Origin of the sequence: Anatilimnocola aquadivae (genome assembly GCF_049819085.1) — a bacterium.
Lineage (GTDB): Bacteria > Planctomycetota > Planctomycetia > Pirellulales > Pirellulaceae > Anatilimnocola.
Genome location: NZ_CP187419.1, coordinates 4,058,884 through 4,074,014 on the forward strand (window position 1 = coordinate 4,058,884; position 15,131 = coordinate 4,074,014).

Here is a 15,131-nt window from a genome sequence, read left to right on the forward strand (position 1 = left end):
AGCTTACACCAAAATCTTACCGACGAGAGTTAATTCACGATTTCAAAAATCGCCTCGATTTCGACGGTGATATTCCCCGGCAACGAGCCCATACCGACCGCGCTGCGGGCTCCCACGCCGTGATCGACGCCCCAGACGTCTCGCCACAATTCGCTGCAGCCGTTGATGACCGCCGGATGCTTGTCGAACTCAGCGACGCAGTTGACCATTCCCAGGGTCTTCACCACGCGCTTGACCTTGTCCAAGCTGCCGAGGTTGGCTCGCAGGGTCGCTAGAATCGCCAGGCCTGTTTGCCGGGCGGCATCAAAGCCCGCTTGTTGATCGACTTCCGAACCAACGCGACCCACAAGCAGCGAACCATCGCTCTTTAGCGGGCCGTGCCCCGAAACGTAGGCGATGTTTCCCACCACGACAATCGGCTTGTACACGCCCATCGCCTTAGGAGCGGGAGGAAGTTCCAATTTCAGTTCGGCCAGTTTCGCTTCGGCAGTCGACATCGTTTCACCGGTTCCGTCGGAGTAAATGTGATTGAATAGTTTGGAAGACAAAGGCCCAATGGGCGATTAGTAACGCGGCACGCGGGGATCGATTACCTGTGACCAGGCATCGATGCCGCCAGCCATATTCTGGACGTGCGGAAAACCTTGCTCGCGTAGCCACTGCGTCACTCGCATGCTGCGGCCGCCGTGATGGCAGTGGACGATGATCCGGGCATCTTTCAGCGATTCGAGTTCGGCCAGCTTGCCGGGGATCTCGCGCATGGGAATCAAGCGAGCCCCTTCGATATGAGCCGTCTGATACTCGTCCGGCTCACGGCAATCGAGCAACGTAAACTCGGCTTTGGCGTCCAGCAATTCCTTGACGGTCTGGACATCAACTTCAATAGGATCGGGTTGCGGCGTCATGAATGCAGACAGTCGATTTTAGGTTTCAGTGGAAACAGGCGAGATTGTCAGACCTCGCTGGGCATGTCATTCTAACGATGATCCCGCCCGGCGAAACTCCCGCCCACGCAACTGCAGCGGGTTGCCCTTGGAAAGCTTGTGCCTGTGTCAGCCAACTATGATCCCGTTGCCGCTCGTGACTTCGCCGTCGAGGTGGTGCGCAAGCTTCGCGGCGCGGGTTACCAATCGATTTGGGCCGGTGGCTGCGTGCGGGACCAACTGCTGGGGCGCGCTCCCAAAGATTACGATGTAGCCACCAACGCACGGCCCGAACAAGTGCGCGATGTCTTTGGCCATCGTAAAACGCTCGCCATAGGAGCGTCGTTTGGGGTGATTACTGTCATTGGTCCCAAGAACGTCGGCCAGTTGGATGTCGCCACGTTCCGTCGCGATGCAGGCTACAGCGACGGTCGCCATCCCGACAGTGTGACCTTCAGCGATCCCGAAGAAGATGCCCAACGTCGCGACTTTACGATTAACGGGCTTTTTTTTGATCCTCTCGCCGATCAGGTAATCGACTACGTCGGCGGGCAGGACGATCTGCGGACGGGCATCGTTCGTGCGATTGGCAACCCGCTCGAACGGATTGCCGAAGATAAACTGCGGATGCTACGCGCTGTTCGTTTCGCCGCCACTTTTGACTTCACCATCGAATCCGCCACACTGGATGCGATTCGCAGTCAAGCGAACGAACTTGTCATCGTCAGTGCCGAGCGCATCGCCGCTGAACTGCGCCGCATGCTCACGCTCGAGCGGCGAAAACTAGCAGTGGAACTACTCCAGCAAACAGACTTGCTCGAAGTGATTCTGCCGGAAGCGCGCGGCGTGCATACACTTGCCTGGAATCAGGCGATCTCAGTTCTCGAACAACTAAACAATCCCACGTTCACGCAGTCGCTGGCCGCTCTCCTACGACCGTTGGCTGCTAAGCCCGCGGATCTTCTTCCGCTCGCAGAAACGGTCTGTCGGCGACTAAAGCTCTCGACGGACGAACTGGTGAATGTACAGCGATTGCTGCGCGACGAGCCGCAAATTCGTAGTGCCAGTCGTTTGACATGGCCTCAACTGCAACGCCTGCTGGTTACTCCCGGCGCTGATGCCGTTTTGGCTTTCAGCGAAGCTGTGTCGCAAGTCGTAGACGGCAATACCCACGAAGTGGCTGCTTGTCGCCGGATGCTGGAGTTACCCTCGGCGCTACTGAATCCGTTGCCGCTCATCTCTGGCGAAGACCTGAAACGGCTGGGCTTACAACCGGGGGCACACTTTCGCACGATTCTCGATCAGGTCCGAGACGCTCAACTCGACAGTCTCATTAACACACCGCCCGAAGCGCTCGCGCTCGCCAGCAAACTGGCTGCCGACCTCAAGTAAAGCTGCTATGCGATTCATCGCTACTATCGCGATTTTGCTGTGCGCCATGGGGCCTTCCCTGGCAGACGACGCATCCTTTGCCGCTGTCGCCGCGATCTTTGAAAAGCGGTGCATCAGTTGCCACTCGGCGGATGAGAAAAAGGGAGGCTTGTCGCTGCAATCGCGGGCCGACCTCCTGACCGGTGGAGATAGTGGTGCCGCGATCGTTCCCGGCAACGCAAAAGAGAGTCCGCTGCTCGCGGCCATCTCGGGCGATAATCCCGAGATGCCAAAGTCGGGCGCAAAACTGACTCCCGGTGAGGTGGAAAGCATCCGAGGCTGGATCGCTGCCGGCGCACCTTGGCCCGCCGAGCGCAAACTCACCGATCGCAGCTTGGCCGACAACGATTGGTGGTCACTACGACCGCTGACTCGACCGCCGTTGCCGCAACTTCGAACCGCCAATCAGGAGTGGGTTCGCAATCCTATTGATGCGTTTGTCATCGCCAAATTGGACGAGCAGGGATACGTTCCCTCTCCGGCAGCTGACCGGCGGACGCTCATTCGCCGCTTGTACTTCGATTTGATCGGCCTGCCTCCCACCGCGGACGAAGTCGAGGCGTTTATTCGTGACCAGGCACCTAATGCCTACGAGCAATTGGTCAATCGACTGTTAGACTCGCCTCATTATGGCGAGCGCTGGGCGCGACATTGGCTCGATGTCGTCCATTTTGGCGAGACCCACGGCTACGACAAAGACCAGCCTCGTCGTAATGCCTGGCCTTATCGCGATTACGTCATCCGATCCTTCAATCAAGACAAGCCTTACTCGCGCTTCATCGAAGAACAGATCGCGGGCGATGTGTTGCACGCGGGTTCTAGCGATGGGTACGAAGCCCTGGGCTTTCTCGCCGCTGGACCTTGGGATTTGATCGGCCACGCCGAAGTGCCGGAAACAAAGCTCGATGGCAAAGTCGCTCGGCATCTCGATCGCGACGATATGGTGAGCAATGCGATCGGCACGTTCAACAGCCTGACAGTTGGTTGCGCTCAGTGCCACAATCACAAGTTCGATCCCATCAAGCAAATTGATTACTACCGGCTGCAAGCGGTGTTCGCGGCCGTGGACCGAGCCGACAAAAAATATCACGCCGATCCAGCAGTGCTTGCTCAATACACGACCCTCGAACAGCAGCAGCGAGAAGCGACGGGGACCAAGAAAACGCTCGATGCGGAAGTTAAGAAACGCGGCGGTGAAGCGCTCACTAGGCTGGAGCAGGCGATTCTTGCTGCCCGTCAGACGACGCCTGGCGCGATGCCGCCCGAACATGGTTATCACAGCCAGCTCAGTGCCAAGCAGGATGCCGAAAAGTGGGTGCAAATCGACCTAGGTGTCGCCAAGGAGATTGCGAGCATCACCACCATCGGCTGCTACGACAACTTCAATCAGATTGGCGCGGGGTTTGGCTTCCCCGTGCGATTTAAGATCGAGCTTTCCGACGATGCGGCCTTCAAAGCAGGGGTAAAGACAAGTGTTGATCATACTCAGGCCGATTTTGCGAACCCCGGCACGACGCCGCAGAACACGAAGTTCGCACCTCACACGGCGCGTTACGTTCGCTTGACGGCAACCAAGCTCTCGCACCGGCAAAACGACTACATGTTGGCACTGGCGGAACTGCAGGTGTTCAATACCAGCGGCGAGAGCATTGCGAAGAGTGCCAAAGTAACCACCTTCGATTCCATCGAAGCTCCCATTCGTTGGCGAAAGGCGAATCTCGTCGATGGCGTTTTTCCTGGTGCGAGCGCGGCCAGTGCGGCAAAGCTCGACGAATTGAATCAGCAACGGACCGAGCTGCTGACGAAGGTCTTGGACGACGCACTGCGCGAAAAGATCGAAGCGATCGATCGCCAGTTGGTGGACGTTGCAGCGCAACTGAACAAACTCAGCCCGCCGAGCGTGGTGTATGCCGGAACCGTCCATCATGGCAGTGGCAATTTTCTGGGCACGGGCAGTTCAGGCGGCAAGCCGCGTCCCATTTACTTGCTACACCGGGGCGATGTGAAGTCTCCTCGCCAAGAAGTGCAGCCCGGTGCCCTCACTTGTCTCACGGGCTGTTCCGGTGATTTCAACTTGCCCGCCGATCACACCGAAGGTGCCCGCCGGGCGGCCCTGGCGCGTTGGCTCAGCGACCGACAGAACCCGCTCACCTGGCGCAGCATTGTTAATCGCGTTTGGCAGTACCACTTCGGCCGCGCGATTGTCGATACGCCGAACGACTTTGGTCGCATGGGGCAACTTCCCTCTCATCCGGAACTGCTTGAATGGCTGGCGGTCGAATTTCGCGATGGTGGCCAATCTCTGAAGTCTCTTCATCGGTTGATTGTGTGCAGCAGCACGTATCAACAGCAGTCGGAGCCTGACGAAGTCCGACTCACTACGTTGAAAAATGATCCTCGCAAGAGCGATGCGAGCAACGTGTACTTATGGCGAATGAACCGCCGCAAGCTGGAGGCCGAAGCTATTCGAGACGCGGTTCTGCAAGTCGCTGGCAAACTCAATCCACAGATGGGCGGCCCCAGCTTTCAGGACTTTGTGATCGACCAACCGGCTCACTCGCCGCATTACGAATATCACTTGCACGATCCGAGCGATCCGAAATCGCATCGGCGGAGCATCTATCGGTTCATTGTGCGCTCGCAGCCTCAGCCTTTCATGACGACGCTCGACTGCGCCGATCCTTCGATGCGTGTCGATAAGCGAAATGCATCGCTTTCGGCACTGCAGGCGCTCGCCCAGCTCAATAACGGCTTCATGGTCACCATGAGTCAGCATTTTGCCGATCGCATCACAGGGCAAACCAACGACCAGCTAGAGCAGGCCAAGCTGCTGATTCGGCTGGCCATTTCGCGTTCGGCAACCAGTGAAGAAACGCAACTGTTTGCAGAGTTTATTCGGAAGCATGGACTGGCCAATGCTTGCCGGGCTGTGATTAATCTCAACGAGTTTGCCTTTGTCGATTAAGTCGCCTGAGGTCAGATACTGATGACAACCATTCAACCTCCCAATCGACGCGAATTTCTCCAAGGCCTGGGCCAGGGATTCGGCAGTCTTGCTCTGGCGGCGATGCTCAACGAGGATCGCTCCCTGCAAGGTGCTGACGATAAAACTCTCGCGGGCTTGCATAACCTAGCCAACGGCGCGGCGATACACACGCTGCATCATCCGCCCCGCGCCAAACGCGTGGTGCAACTCTTTATGGCCGGTGCCGCGAGTGCCATTGACCTCTTCGATTTCAAACCGGAACTCGTCAAGCATCACGGCAAGATGAGCGATTTCGGCGAGCCCGTCGAAGCATTTCAAAACGGCCTTGGACCTTGGCTCAAACCGATCTGGGATTTTCGCCCGTACGGCAAGTGTGGCAGGTTGCTCGCGGAACCTGTTGCCGAACTGGGCAAGGTCGCCGACGAATTAGCGTTTGTGCATAACGTGGTTGGCAAAACGGGTGTCCACAGTCAGGCGACACTGCTGCATGCCACCGGATTTCAACTGCCTGGTTTTCCGGGCATGGGCTCGTGGTGCAGCTACGGCCTGGGAAGTATCAACGATAACCTGCCCACGTTCGTGGTGTTGCCCGACCATCGCGGACTTGCCAGCAATGGCACCAAGAACTGGGACAGCGCGTTTCTGCCGGCGCAGCACAGCGGAACGGTCATTTATCCAGGCAACGAAACGCCTATCGCCGACCTGTTCCCGCACAAGAACGGAGCCTACGTCACCAAGACCAGCGAAGCCGCCACACAAGAACTGCTTGCCAAACTCAACGCTCAGCATGCCAGTTCGCGCGGCGAAGACTCCCGGCTAGAGTCTCGCATTCGCAGTTACGAATTGGCCGCCAAGATGCAACTCGCTGCTCCCGAAGCACTCGATTTCTCGCAAGAGCCCGAGCACATCCTCAAGCTGTATGGACTCGACAATGTTCCTACTCAGTTCGACAAAGAAATCAATGTTCGCGAAGAAACGGTTCACTTCTCGCGCAAGTGCCTGGCTGCCAGGCGACTGCTGGAACGGGGCGTTCGCTTTGTGCAGATCTGGTCCGGTAACGACAACGGTTTTCCGCGGCGAAACTGGGATTCGCACGAGGACGTGCAGCGCGACCATGGTCCGCTGGCCGGTGGCATGGCTCGCGGCGCGAGCGCTTTGATTCAAGACCTGAAACAACGCGGGCTGCTCGACGATACCATCATTCTCTGGACGACCGAGTTTGGCCGCATGCCGAGCTCGCAAGGTGGCAAAGGCCGCGACCACAATCCGTACTGTTTCACCAACTGGCTTTGCGGCGGCGGGATTCGCGGCGGCATCTCGCACGGACCGAGCGATCCGTGGGGCTACAAGCCGCTCGACCGCGACAATCCCACAACGGTCTACGATATTCATGCCACGATGCTGCACCTGCTCGGCATCGACCACACCCGCCTCACCGTTCGCCACAACGGCATCGACCGCCGTCTCACTGACGTCCACGGCCACGTCATCAAAGAGTTGATAGCCTGAGAACTGAACCTCCGACCCAGGCGTCGGGGCGCTGTAAGGGTCGACGCAGTCACCGGTAATTACAGGCAGATTCGATTTTCCTACCTGTCTGTTGCATCGGAGCCTGTCATGACTCAACTCGAAAAGGTTATTTACACCGCCAAGACTCATACCACCGGTGGCCGCGACGGCGCAGCGCAAAGCTCGGATGGTCGCCTCGATGTCAAACTATCGTCGCCGGGAACTTCGGGGACAGGAACCAATCCCGAACAGTTGTTTGCCGCGGGTTGGTCGGCTTGCTTTATCGGTGCCATGGGAGTGGCCGCCTCTAAGCTGAAAGTGTCATTGCCAGCCGATCGAGCCATTGATGCTGAGGTTGATTTGGGTACTGGTGAAGCCGGCTATCTGCTTCGCGCTCGGCTCAACGTCAGCTTGCCGGGACTCGAGCGGGAAGTGGCGCGAGCGATTGTCGACGCCGCTCATCAGATTTGCCCGTACTCCAAAGCCACGCGAGGCAATATCGATGTCGAAATCAACCTGGTTGGCTGAGGCAACCGGCGTCAACTTCGTTGTTCCAGTGAGGTGAGCCAACGCGAGGCGTGTGCTCACCTTCACGCTGACGTTTTGCCAGCATGGTGAGTTGGAACGCTGATAGTGGGTAGCTACAATTCAGAGATGAAAACCTACCTCTCTCTCAGTCTTGTTTTGGCGTGGCTCGTTTCGCTGTCGGCAGCGCACGGAGCCGAGTATGACCTGGTGATCTATGGTGGCACTTCTCCCGGAGTGATCGCGGCTGTGCAAGCCAAGAAGCTGGGAAAGTCCGTCATCATTGTCGGCCCCGATAAGCACCTGGGTGGCTTATCGAGCGGCGGTCTGGGCTTCACCGATACCGGCAACAAGGGCGTCATCGGCGGACTCTCCCGCGACTTCTACCACCGCGTGTGGAAGGAATACCAAAAGCCTGACACGTGGAAATGGCAGAAGGCCACGGAGTACGGCAACAAGGGCCAAGGAACGCCTGCCATCGATGGTGAGAACCGCACGCAGTGGATTTTCGAGCCCAGTGTGGCCGAAAAGGTGTTTGAATCGTACGTCGACGAATTCAAGATTCCTGTCGACCGCGACGAATGGCTGGATCGCGAAAAAGGTGTGAAGAAGAACGGCTCGCGGATCACCAGCATTACGATGTTGTCGGGCAAGACCTACACCGGCAAGATGTTCATCGATGCGACCTACGAAGGAGATCTGCTGGCAGCGGCCGGCGTTGATTATCACGTGGGGCGTGAAGCCAACTCGGTCTATGGCGAACAATGGAATGGCATTCAGGTGGGCGTATTGCACCATCGCCATCACTTTGGCGCGGTGAAGAAGAAAATCAGCCCGTATGTAATTCCCGATGATCCGAAATCGGGCGTGTTGCCGCGAGTCAGCACCGAACCGCCGGGCAAGTACGGCGAGGGGGACAAGCGCGTGCAAGCCTATTGCTATCGCTGGTGCGGAACCGATCACGCCGAGAACCGCGTGCCGTTTCCTAAGCCCGAGGGTTACGATCCCAAGCAGTACGAGTTGCTGCTGCGCGTGTACGAAGCGGGCTGGCGCGAGACATTCGACAAGTTCGATCCGGTGCCAAATCATAAGACCGATACGAACAACCATGGTCCCTTCAGCACCGATAACATCGGCATGAACTACGACTATCCCGAAGCGAGCTACGAGCGCCGCAAGGAGATTCTCGCCGAGCATCGCACTTATCAGCAGGGCTGGCTCTACTTTATCGCCAACGATCCGCGAGTACCGAAGGACGTGCAAGAGAAAATGAAGAAGTGGGGTTTGCCCAAGGACGAATTCAAAGACAACGGCAACTGGCCGCACCAGATTTACGTGCGTGAAGCACGCCGGATGATCGGCCAGTTCGTGATGACCGAAAATGAACTGACCAAGAAAAAGCCGACTCCCGATTCCGTCGGCATGGGCAGCTACACGATCGATTCGCACAACGTGCAGCGGTACATCACACCCGAAGGCTACGTGCAAAATGAGGGTGACATTGGCGTGGGGATTACTCCCTATGCCATCGCTTATGGCTCGCTGGTGCCGAAGAAGGCTCAATGCGAAAACCTGCTCGTTCCGCTGTGCGTCAGCAGTTCGCACATTGCCTTCGGCAGCATTCGGATGGAACCGGTGTTCATGATTCTGGGGCAAAGTGCCGCGACGGCCGCCTCGATGGCTATCGACAGTAACCTCGCTGTGCAAGACGTTCCCTATGCCAGGCTGCGCGAGCAACTGCTCAAGGATGGTCAGGTATTGGAATATGCCAGCGCCGCAGCTACGAACAAGGCAGCTAAGAACTTCGTCAATCCCAAGGACCTGCCCGGCGTGGTGGTCGATGACGAAGATGCCAAGCTGACCGGCGAGTGGAAAAATAGTTCCGCGGCCGGCAGCTACATCGGCAATGGTTATCGCCACGACGACAAGACCAACGATGGCAAAGCCTCGGCGCGGTTCGAGACCAAGTTGCCCAAGTCGGGTCTGTATGAGGTCTATCTGGCCTATCCACCAAATGGCAATCGTTCGTCGAAGGTATCGGTCGACATTCACTCGGCCGATGGCAAAACCACCGTGCAAGTCGATGAGCGAAAGACACCGTCGATTGACGAACGGTTTCACTCCTTGGGTCGGTACGAATTCAAGGCAGGTGAGCCGGCCGCAGTCGTCGTTTCGAATGCGGACTCGAACGGCTACGTCGTCATCGACGCCGTGCAATGGTTGGCGAAATAGACGTAAGTCCTGCGCAACCACAAAAGGGGGGTGTTCAACAATCGGAGGCATTTTTGGGCACCACCTAGCGCAACTCTCGGGTTTGCGAGCAAATTGGTGTTCCCTCCTGGGAATGAAGTTGAACAAGTTGGTTCAATTCTGGCAGTGCCGGTAGTGAACTTACGGCTCGCGGACTTCGGCTGGGATGCCTTTCCGCTTGATCTGGGCGCACAGCGAACCGAATAATGAGGCCTCTTACCTTTGGAGGCTGCCGATGACCGATCTACCCCGCCCGCGACCGTGGTACCGTCTGCAGTTCAACCTGGGGACGCTGCTGTGGCTGATGCTGGTGGTGGGCCTGCTGACCGCCTGGTGGAATGATCGGCGACGGTTCGACGAGCGATTGCAAAAGCTGGAACAGACGTATTACCCTACCGCCCAGCCGGTGTGGGGCGCGGCCGATATCTTGGGTGCCCCCGATGATCCGACGGGCATGGCCGGCAAGTCTTGGTGCCCGCTCAATTCTCAAGGAGCCGACTGGATCGAGGTCGGATTCCCTCGCCCGGTCGCTGCGAGCACTATCGATTTGCACGAAACGTACTCCTTGGGCTGCGTCACGGAAGTATTCGTGGTCGATGCCAGTGGCAACGAGACGAGCATCTGGAAAGGGACCGATCCCACGCCGACGATTGCTCGCACCGGGATATTCCAGGTGCCAGTGCCCGCTTCGATCAAGACAATTCAACGCGTGAAGATTCACGTCGATAGCGTGGGAAAGTCGTCGTGGCCCTGCCTGGATGCCGTGGGCCTGACCACCGCGGCGGGCAAAACCACGTGGGCCACTTCGTCCCATTGCAGCAGCGTGTATGGCAACGGCCCACTGACTGCTACCAAGCAAACAGGCATGTGGCAGGGCCTTTGGTAACGCAGGCGTAGTCCACCCGCTTCGCGAGGGGAACCACACGCCGAGGCGGAGCATGGCAACTACACTGCAGCAGGCGTCGTGCTAAATCGTCTGGAGTGGTCTCCATGCGGGAAATAGTCGACAGCAAGTCAAGATTATATACTTGACAAAAGATATGAACTGGTGTATAATATCGGTAAGTTCTCCGACAATATGGTAGATCGCAAAATGCCAGCGAGCAGGCCTGAAGGTGCGCTGCCTTGCGCGGCTGCAGATTGGATTGCGGGCGTAGTCGCCTTCCACAATTGCATCTTGCAGCCTGTCCAACAACTGGCCCAGTTGTTGGACAATTAGGAGCAAAGCAGAAACCGGTCAAACAGATGCAAGTGCCTTGCTTACAATCACTTTCCTCGCATTTGCAAATCTGAAGCCTGTCCAACAACCTCGCCGGTTATTGGACAAATCCGATTGGTTGCCTAACCTCCTCACCCTCTGAATCTCCAAACTCCTGACCTCCAACCCGCAGATCAAATGTCGCCCAGCCCCGTCAAGATTGGTGTTGTTGGCCTTGGTCGCTTTGGCAGGCTCCACGCCCTGACACTCTCGAAGCTGGCCGAAGCCGAGCTCGTGGCACTGGTCAGCAGGCGGCAAACCAGCCTCGATGCGTTAGCGGGGGAAGTACCCGGCGTTCGCGGCTGGACGAACCTGTCGCAAGCAATTGAGGAGTCGGGCGCCGAAGCGTGGGTGGTGGCTTGTTCGACGGCCAGTCATGTGGCGGTCACGAGCGAAATCCTGCGCGCGGGGAAAGCGGTTCTGCTCGAGAAACCGGTCGCCAATGACTTGGCAGAAGCTCGGCAACTAGCACCTTTGGTTCAAGCCGATTCGCGCAATCTGATGCTTGGGCATATCGTGCTGTTCAATAGCGAGTTTCAGCAACTGCGAGAAGAAGCGGCCAGTCGAGGTCCGATTTCTTTCATCGACTGCGTGCGACATCGCCCGGCGCAAACCGTGCAAGGTTTTCCGGGGGAGAACCCGCTCTTTGCGACGATGGTCCACGACTTATACGCCACGCAAGCGCTCGTTGGCTCGGCGGAGCCTGCTCGCTTCAGTGCCCAGTATCATCGTACACCAAAGGGAGAGATCGACTTAGCGCTGGCACAGCTCGAATGGACGGGCGGTCCCGTTGCGTCGTTCGCCGCTTCGTATCTGACACCGGCGGGTATGCCACCGCGTGGCTTCGATCGGATGGAGGTGTTTGGCGAGGGTTGGGCCGCGCGGATCGCTCCGAATCCGCGTCCCATCGAAGTTTGGGATGCGCAGGCCACATGGCCGCTGGCCTTAGAAATTCGCGCAAGCGGCGATGGAGCAACAGGAATGATGGCCGAAGAGTTGCGGTGCTTTTGTCGAGTGGTTCGTGGTCAGCAAACTGTCCCACGCGGCGCGACGTACCTGGATGCGATGCAGGTCCAGTCGTGGATGGAACGGCTGGCGAATCTTGCGGCAAGCTGAGGACTGCGATTTCATTCCCGCAAGATGCGCAGCACCTCGGTGCTGGCGGTCAACGAGCGGTGGACATACGAGTGATGGGCATTGAACGCGATCACGCTCAGGCAGCCCGGATGCGAAGCGCTGTGGACGGAGACGACGCCATCGGACGGTCCGTCGAGAGAAATCGGATTCGCACAGCCGATGATGTTGTGGAGCTTGATTCCCGGTTTCAACTTCATTTTTCGCATGATGTCGAGCAGGGGCGAGCGAGACGAGAGCATGTCGATGCTGGTCGGCATCCGCCGTTCGATCAACGGGTTGAACGTATTGGGATTGTCGCGCATTAATTGCTCGTGCATCTCTGCCTGCTCGGGCGATGTTTCGACGAGCAGCGCTGCCCCTCGGCCCATCAGTTCGCTGGAGTTCAGCGCTCCGCGATGAGGAGCCGCGATAAAGATCACTCGGTCCACATAAGGCGAAGGGTCGAAGTAGCTGTTCTCGGCCATGATTTTGCGAGTGCGGTCCGTCGTCACGATGGTTTCCAAAGGACGGTTGGCCAACTCGTTCCAGAGCAGTTCTTCTGAGTGGGTCACTTGCAGTTTGGCGATGAGGCCTCCCATGCTATGCCCCACGAGCACCATGTGGCGCAAGGCTGGGTCTTGCTGTTCGGGATCGAGCGCGTCGATGGCAGCTCGCAGCTCCATGCGCAAGGCAGTCGCCGACCGTAGAAAGCCCTGCCCCGTGGGATAGCGAAAGACCCAGAGTTGATAGCGGTCCAAGAAGCCCGGAGCCGAACGAAGGTCGTTGATCATGTCCGCCCAGCTTTGAGGGTCGGAGAAGAGTCCATGAATCAAGACGACGGGAATTTTCCCCGGTTGGTACGGTTCCAGGAAATTCAAGCGATGACTGATGGTGGTGCCGCCCGGTTCGATGAAGCCTGCGAAGTAGGTGCGCGGCACGCTTTGCAGGGTAAGTGCCAGCGGCGCTGTCAGATCGTAGGCCAAGGGCTGTTCGCACGTTGCGGTGCGGACGTGCGACGTTTGAGAGGGATTGTAAAAGGTGAGTTCGGCGCAGTCTGCTGCCTGGGGCGAGCCTGAGTAATCGGCCACGCTGGGGTTGAACTTCAGGACGACAGTGGCAGCGAAGTAAGACCGCTCCGGGGCGAACCGAGACTCGAGTTGGTCGAAGCTTCGGCGAGTCCGCTCGACGACGATGGGAAGCCCAGTGCCTCCCCGGGCGTAGTACCTGGTGAGCAAAGATTCATGCTGTGTGGGAGGCGGGTGCAAGCGCTCGAAATCGGTGATATCCCAAGTGAAGCCTTGGTAATTGATGGGGACAACGAAGGAACCTTCGTCACTACACACCTTCAGGCCGCGCGCGGGATCGAGGCGGCGATAGCGACACCCTGCGTACAAGAGTTTGCTGACAGCGGAGTTGTATTCGGTTTGCGCGGTCTTGCAGTTAGGCTGCTCAGTCAACGACTGCCACGAATTGGCACAGACTTGGTAATAGGCATCGACGCATCGCTCGTCGCCAGCTGCAGCGAGCGAATCGGCCTGTGCGAGATTTGGCGAGGCACACGAGAAAGAGAGCCGGCATACTTGATGTAACGGTCGTGGGCGGCAAATTCGGAGGGACGAGCAACCCACCTGGCCAACGGCGATCCCCAGCAAGATCAACGCGCACAGTTGATGGGCTGGATGCCGCATGAGAGAGCCAGGGAAGTGAAACGACGAGGCAGGAGCTGCATCCTCCTGACGCGATCGCCCTTCCAAGGGCCCAGATGGTTAGGTATCGACCAAGCCCATTCGCTGGGTGAGTTAGTAGCCGATACCAAGGCCACAAATGGGCACTCGCATCGGCCTAATGCTCGCCACTTTCGGCAAGCTCGGCACAGCTTCACACTTTGGTCCCTGCAGATGCCTCGTTCAGCGACCAAAGCGAAAGACTTCGGCGTCCGGGTTGGGCCGGCCGAGATAGAGGTCGGCAATCAACTGCGACGCGATCGTACTGAACGTGATTCCGTTGCCGCCGTAGCCAAGCGCGAAGTAAGCGCGCGGGCGGTCGGCAGGTTGGCCGATGTAGGCCAGGCCATCCTTGGTCTCGGCAAAGGTCCCTGCCCAGGCATAGTCAGGGGTGAATGTCGCCTCGGGAAACAGTTCGAGAAACCGCGCGACGAGTGCCTCGATTTTTCGCTCGACCAGTCCGTCCCTTTCGTGATCGGTCGAGAACATCGTATCGCCGCCACCGATGAGCGCCCGGCCGTCGTCCGTGCGGCGCGCGTAAAAGTAAGGTCGAGCGGTTTCCCAGAGCAGGCATTCGTCGGGCCAGCCCGGAATTTTGCCAAGGGGTTCGCTGATGACCGCATAAGTACTGTGCAAGCTTCCGCTGGTTTCACCATCGAGAAACGGCTTGGTTGCATAGCCCGTGGCGTAGACAATGCGATCGGCGGTGATTCGACCATGGTCAGTCGCGACCACCACTTGCGAGTCTTCTTCAGAAACGGAGACAACCTTCGTGCCCGCATGCGCTCGCAGCCCTTTCGTGATGGCCGACCGCAATAGTTGCCGCGTGAACCGATAGGGATCAATCTGCGCATCACCCCGCGAGAGGATCGCACCGGCCGCGTGAATGGTCGCGATCTCGGCCAGTTGAGGACGCGTCAGGAACTCCACATCAAAACCAGCATTCTTCCGCAATTCGCACTCCCGCTCCAAGTCTTGCCGATCCCAAATGCTAGACGCGAAATAGAGACTGCTGCGACGCGAGAAACCGCACGAGTCTCCAAGTTCACTCACGAGTTGCTCGATCTCGTCGATGGCGGTGAGGCCCCGTTGGTAGGCTCGAACTGCGTTTGCCTCGCCGACTCGTTCAATCAGCTCCTGCAGGGGTGTATCGACTTCGTACTGCAACAGACCGGTGCTCGCCGCGGTGCTGCCCTGGCCGAAGTCGCGCTCATCGATGAGCAGTACATCGACACCTTGTTGCACCAATCGATATGCCACCAGCGCGCCGGTGATACCGCCACCGAGCACAAGCAGGCTGCAGCGAGTATCGCCGGTGAGGGGAGTGGAAGGGATCGCTGGCTCTGGCTGAGCGGCGGCGATCCAATAGGGCTTGCCCGTGCGCAATTTCACTTGGTTGCATCTCTGAG

Annotated in this window: 11 protein-coding genes; 7 read left to right on the top strand and 4 right to left on the bottom strand. The window is 58.2% G+C overall.

The window, feature by feature from the left end; genetic code table 11:
* Positions 1-29: 29 nt before the first annotated feature.
* Together NA78x_RS16175 and NA78x_RS16180 are read right to left on the bottom strand one after the other, a co-directional pair.
* A complete protein-coding gene (locus NA78x_RS16175; protein WP_425613402.1) occupies positions 30-497 on the bottom strand; it encodes a RidA family protein in 468 nt (155 codons plus the stop codon).
* Between the two features lie 66 nt (positions 498-563).
* The gene (locus NA78x_RS16180) at positions 564-905 is read right to left on the bottom strand and encodes a rhodanese-like domain-containing protein (protein WP_425613403.1); all 342 of its coding nucleotides are present in this window, start codon (positions 903-905) and stop codon (positions 564-566) included.
* A gap of 144 nt (positions 906-1,049) precedes the next feature.
* Between NA78x_RS16180 and NA78x_RS16185 the strand changes: the two genes are divergently transcribed.
* From NA78x_RS16185 to NA78x_RS16215, 7 genes are all read left to right on the top strand, one after another.
* Entirely contained in the window at positions 1,050-2,315 is a 1,266-nt protein-coding gene (locus NA78x_RS16185; protein WP_425613404.1) for a CCA tRNA nucleotidyltransferase, read from the top strand.
* Between the two features lie 7 nt (positions 2,316-2,322).
* Complete coding sequence (locus NA78x_RS16190) at positions 2,323-5,319, top strand: DUF1553 domain-containing protein (RefSeq protein ID WP_425613405.1); 2,997 nt, start codon at positions 2,323-2,325, stop codon at positions 5,317-5,319.
* Between the two features lie 21 nt (positions 5,320-5,340).
* Positions 5,341-6,849, top strand: coding sequence for a DUF1501 domain-containing protein (locus tag NA78x_RS16195; RefSeq protein WP_425613406.1), 1,509 nt, complete (start codon positions 5,341-5,343; stop codon positions 6,847-6,849).
* A gap of 108 nt (positions 6,850-6,957) precedes the next feature.
* Positions 6,958-7,377, top strand: a complete 420-nt coding sequence (locus NA78x_RS16200) for an organic hydroperoxide resistance protein (RefSeq protein WP_425613407.1) — start codon at positions 6,958-6,960, stop codon at positions 7,375-7,377.
* Between the two features lie 126 nt (positions 7,378-7,503).
* Positions 7,504-9,606, top strand: a complete 2,103-nt coding sequence (locus NA78x_RS16205; RefSeq protein WP_425613408.1) for an FAD-dependent oxidoreductase — start codon at positions 7,504-7,506, stop codon at positions 9,604-9,606.
* A gap of 253 nt (positions 9,607-9,859) precedes the next feature.
* Positions 9,860-10,510: a hypothetical protein gene (locus NA78x_RS16210; RefSeq protein ID WP_425613409.1), complete on the top strand. Its 651-nt coding sequence runs from the start codon at positions 9,860-9,862 to the stop codon at positions 10,508-10,510.
* Positions 10,511-11,020: 510 nt separating this feature from the next.
* Positions 11,021-11,998, top strand: a complete 978-nt coding sequence (locus NA78x_RS16215) for a Gfo/Idh/MocA family protein (protein ID WP_425613410.1) — start codon at positions 11,021-11,023, stop codon at positions 11,996-11,998.
* 11 nt (positions 11,999-12,009) lie between these two features.
* On the opposite strand, the gene NA78x_RS16220 is transcribed toward NA78x_RS16215, so the two are convergent.
* Together NA78x_RS16220 and NA78x_RS16225 are read right to left on the bottom strand one after the other, a co-directional pair.
* Positions 12,010-13,686 (bottom strand): esterase/lipase family protein, encoded by a 1,677-nt coding sequence (locus tag NA78x_RS16220; RefSeq protein WP_425613411.1) that lies wholly within the window; start codon positions 13,684-13,686, stop codon positions 12,010-12,012.
* Between the two features lie 219 nt (positions 13,687-13,905).
* Positions 13,906-15,114, bottom strand: coding sequence for an NAD(P)/FAD-dependent oxidoreductase (locus tag NA78x_RS16225; protein ID WP_425613412.1), 1,209 nt, complete (start codon positions 15,112-15,114; stop codon positions 13,906-13,908).
* Positions 15,115-15,131 lie beyond the last annotated feature (17 nt).

What these genes read in the sequence shown, in the direction of transcription:
- NA78x_RS16175 (WP_425613402.1), bottom strand. Translation starts at nt 497, where the DNA reads ATGTCGACTGCCGAAGCGAAACTGGCCGAACTGAAATTGGAACTTCCT.
- NA78x_RS16180 (WP_425613403.1), bottom strand. Translation starts at nt 905, where the DNA reads ATGACGCCGCAACCCGATCCTATTGAAGTTGATGTCCAGACCGTCAAG.
- NA78x_RS16190 (WP_425613405.1), top strand. Translation starts at nt 2,323, where the DNA reads ATGCGATTCATCGCTACTATCGCGATTTTGCTGTGCGCCATGGGGCCT.
- NA78x_RS16195 (WP_425613406.1), top strand. Translation starts at nt 5,341, where the DNA reads ATGACAACCATTCAACCTCCCAATCGACGCGAATTTCTCCAAGGCCTG.
- NA78x_RS16200 (WP_425613407.1), top strand. Translation starts at nt 6,958, where the DNA reads ATGACTCAACTCGAAAAGGTTATTTACACCGCCAAGACTCATACCACC.
- NA78x_RS16205 (WP_425613408.1), top strand. Translation starts at nt 7,504, where the DNA reads ATGAAAACCTACCTCTCTCTCAGTCTTGTTTTGGCGTGGCTCGTTTCG.
- NA78x_RS16210 (WP_425613409.1), top strand. Translation starts at nt 9,860, where the DNA reads ATGACCGATCTACCCCGCCCGCGACCGTGGTACCGTCTGCAGTTCAAC.
- NA78x_RS16215 (WP_425613410.1), top strand. Translation starts at nt 11,021, where the DNA reads ATGTCGCCCAGCCCCGTCAAGATTGGTGTTGTTGGCCTTGGTCGCTTT.
- NA78x_RS16220 (WP_425613411.1), bottom strand. Translation starts at nt 13,686, where the DNA reads ATGCGGCATCCAGCCCATCAACTGTGCGCGTTGATCTTGCTGGGGATC.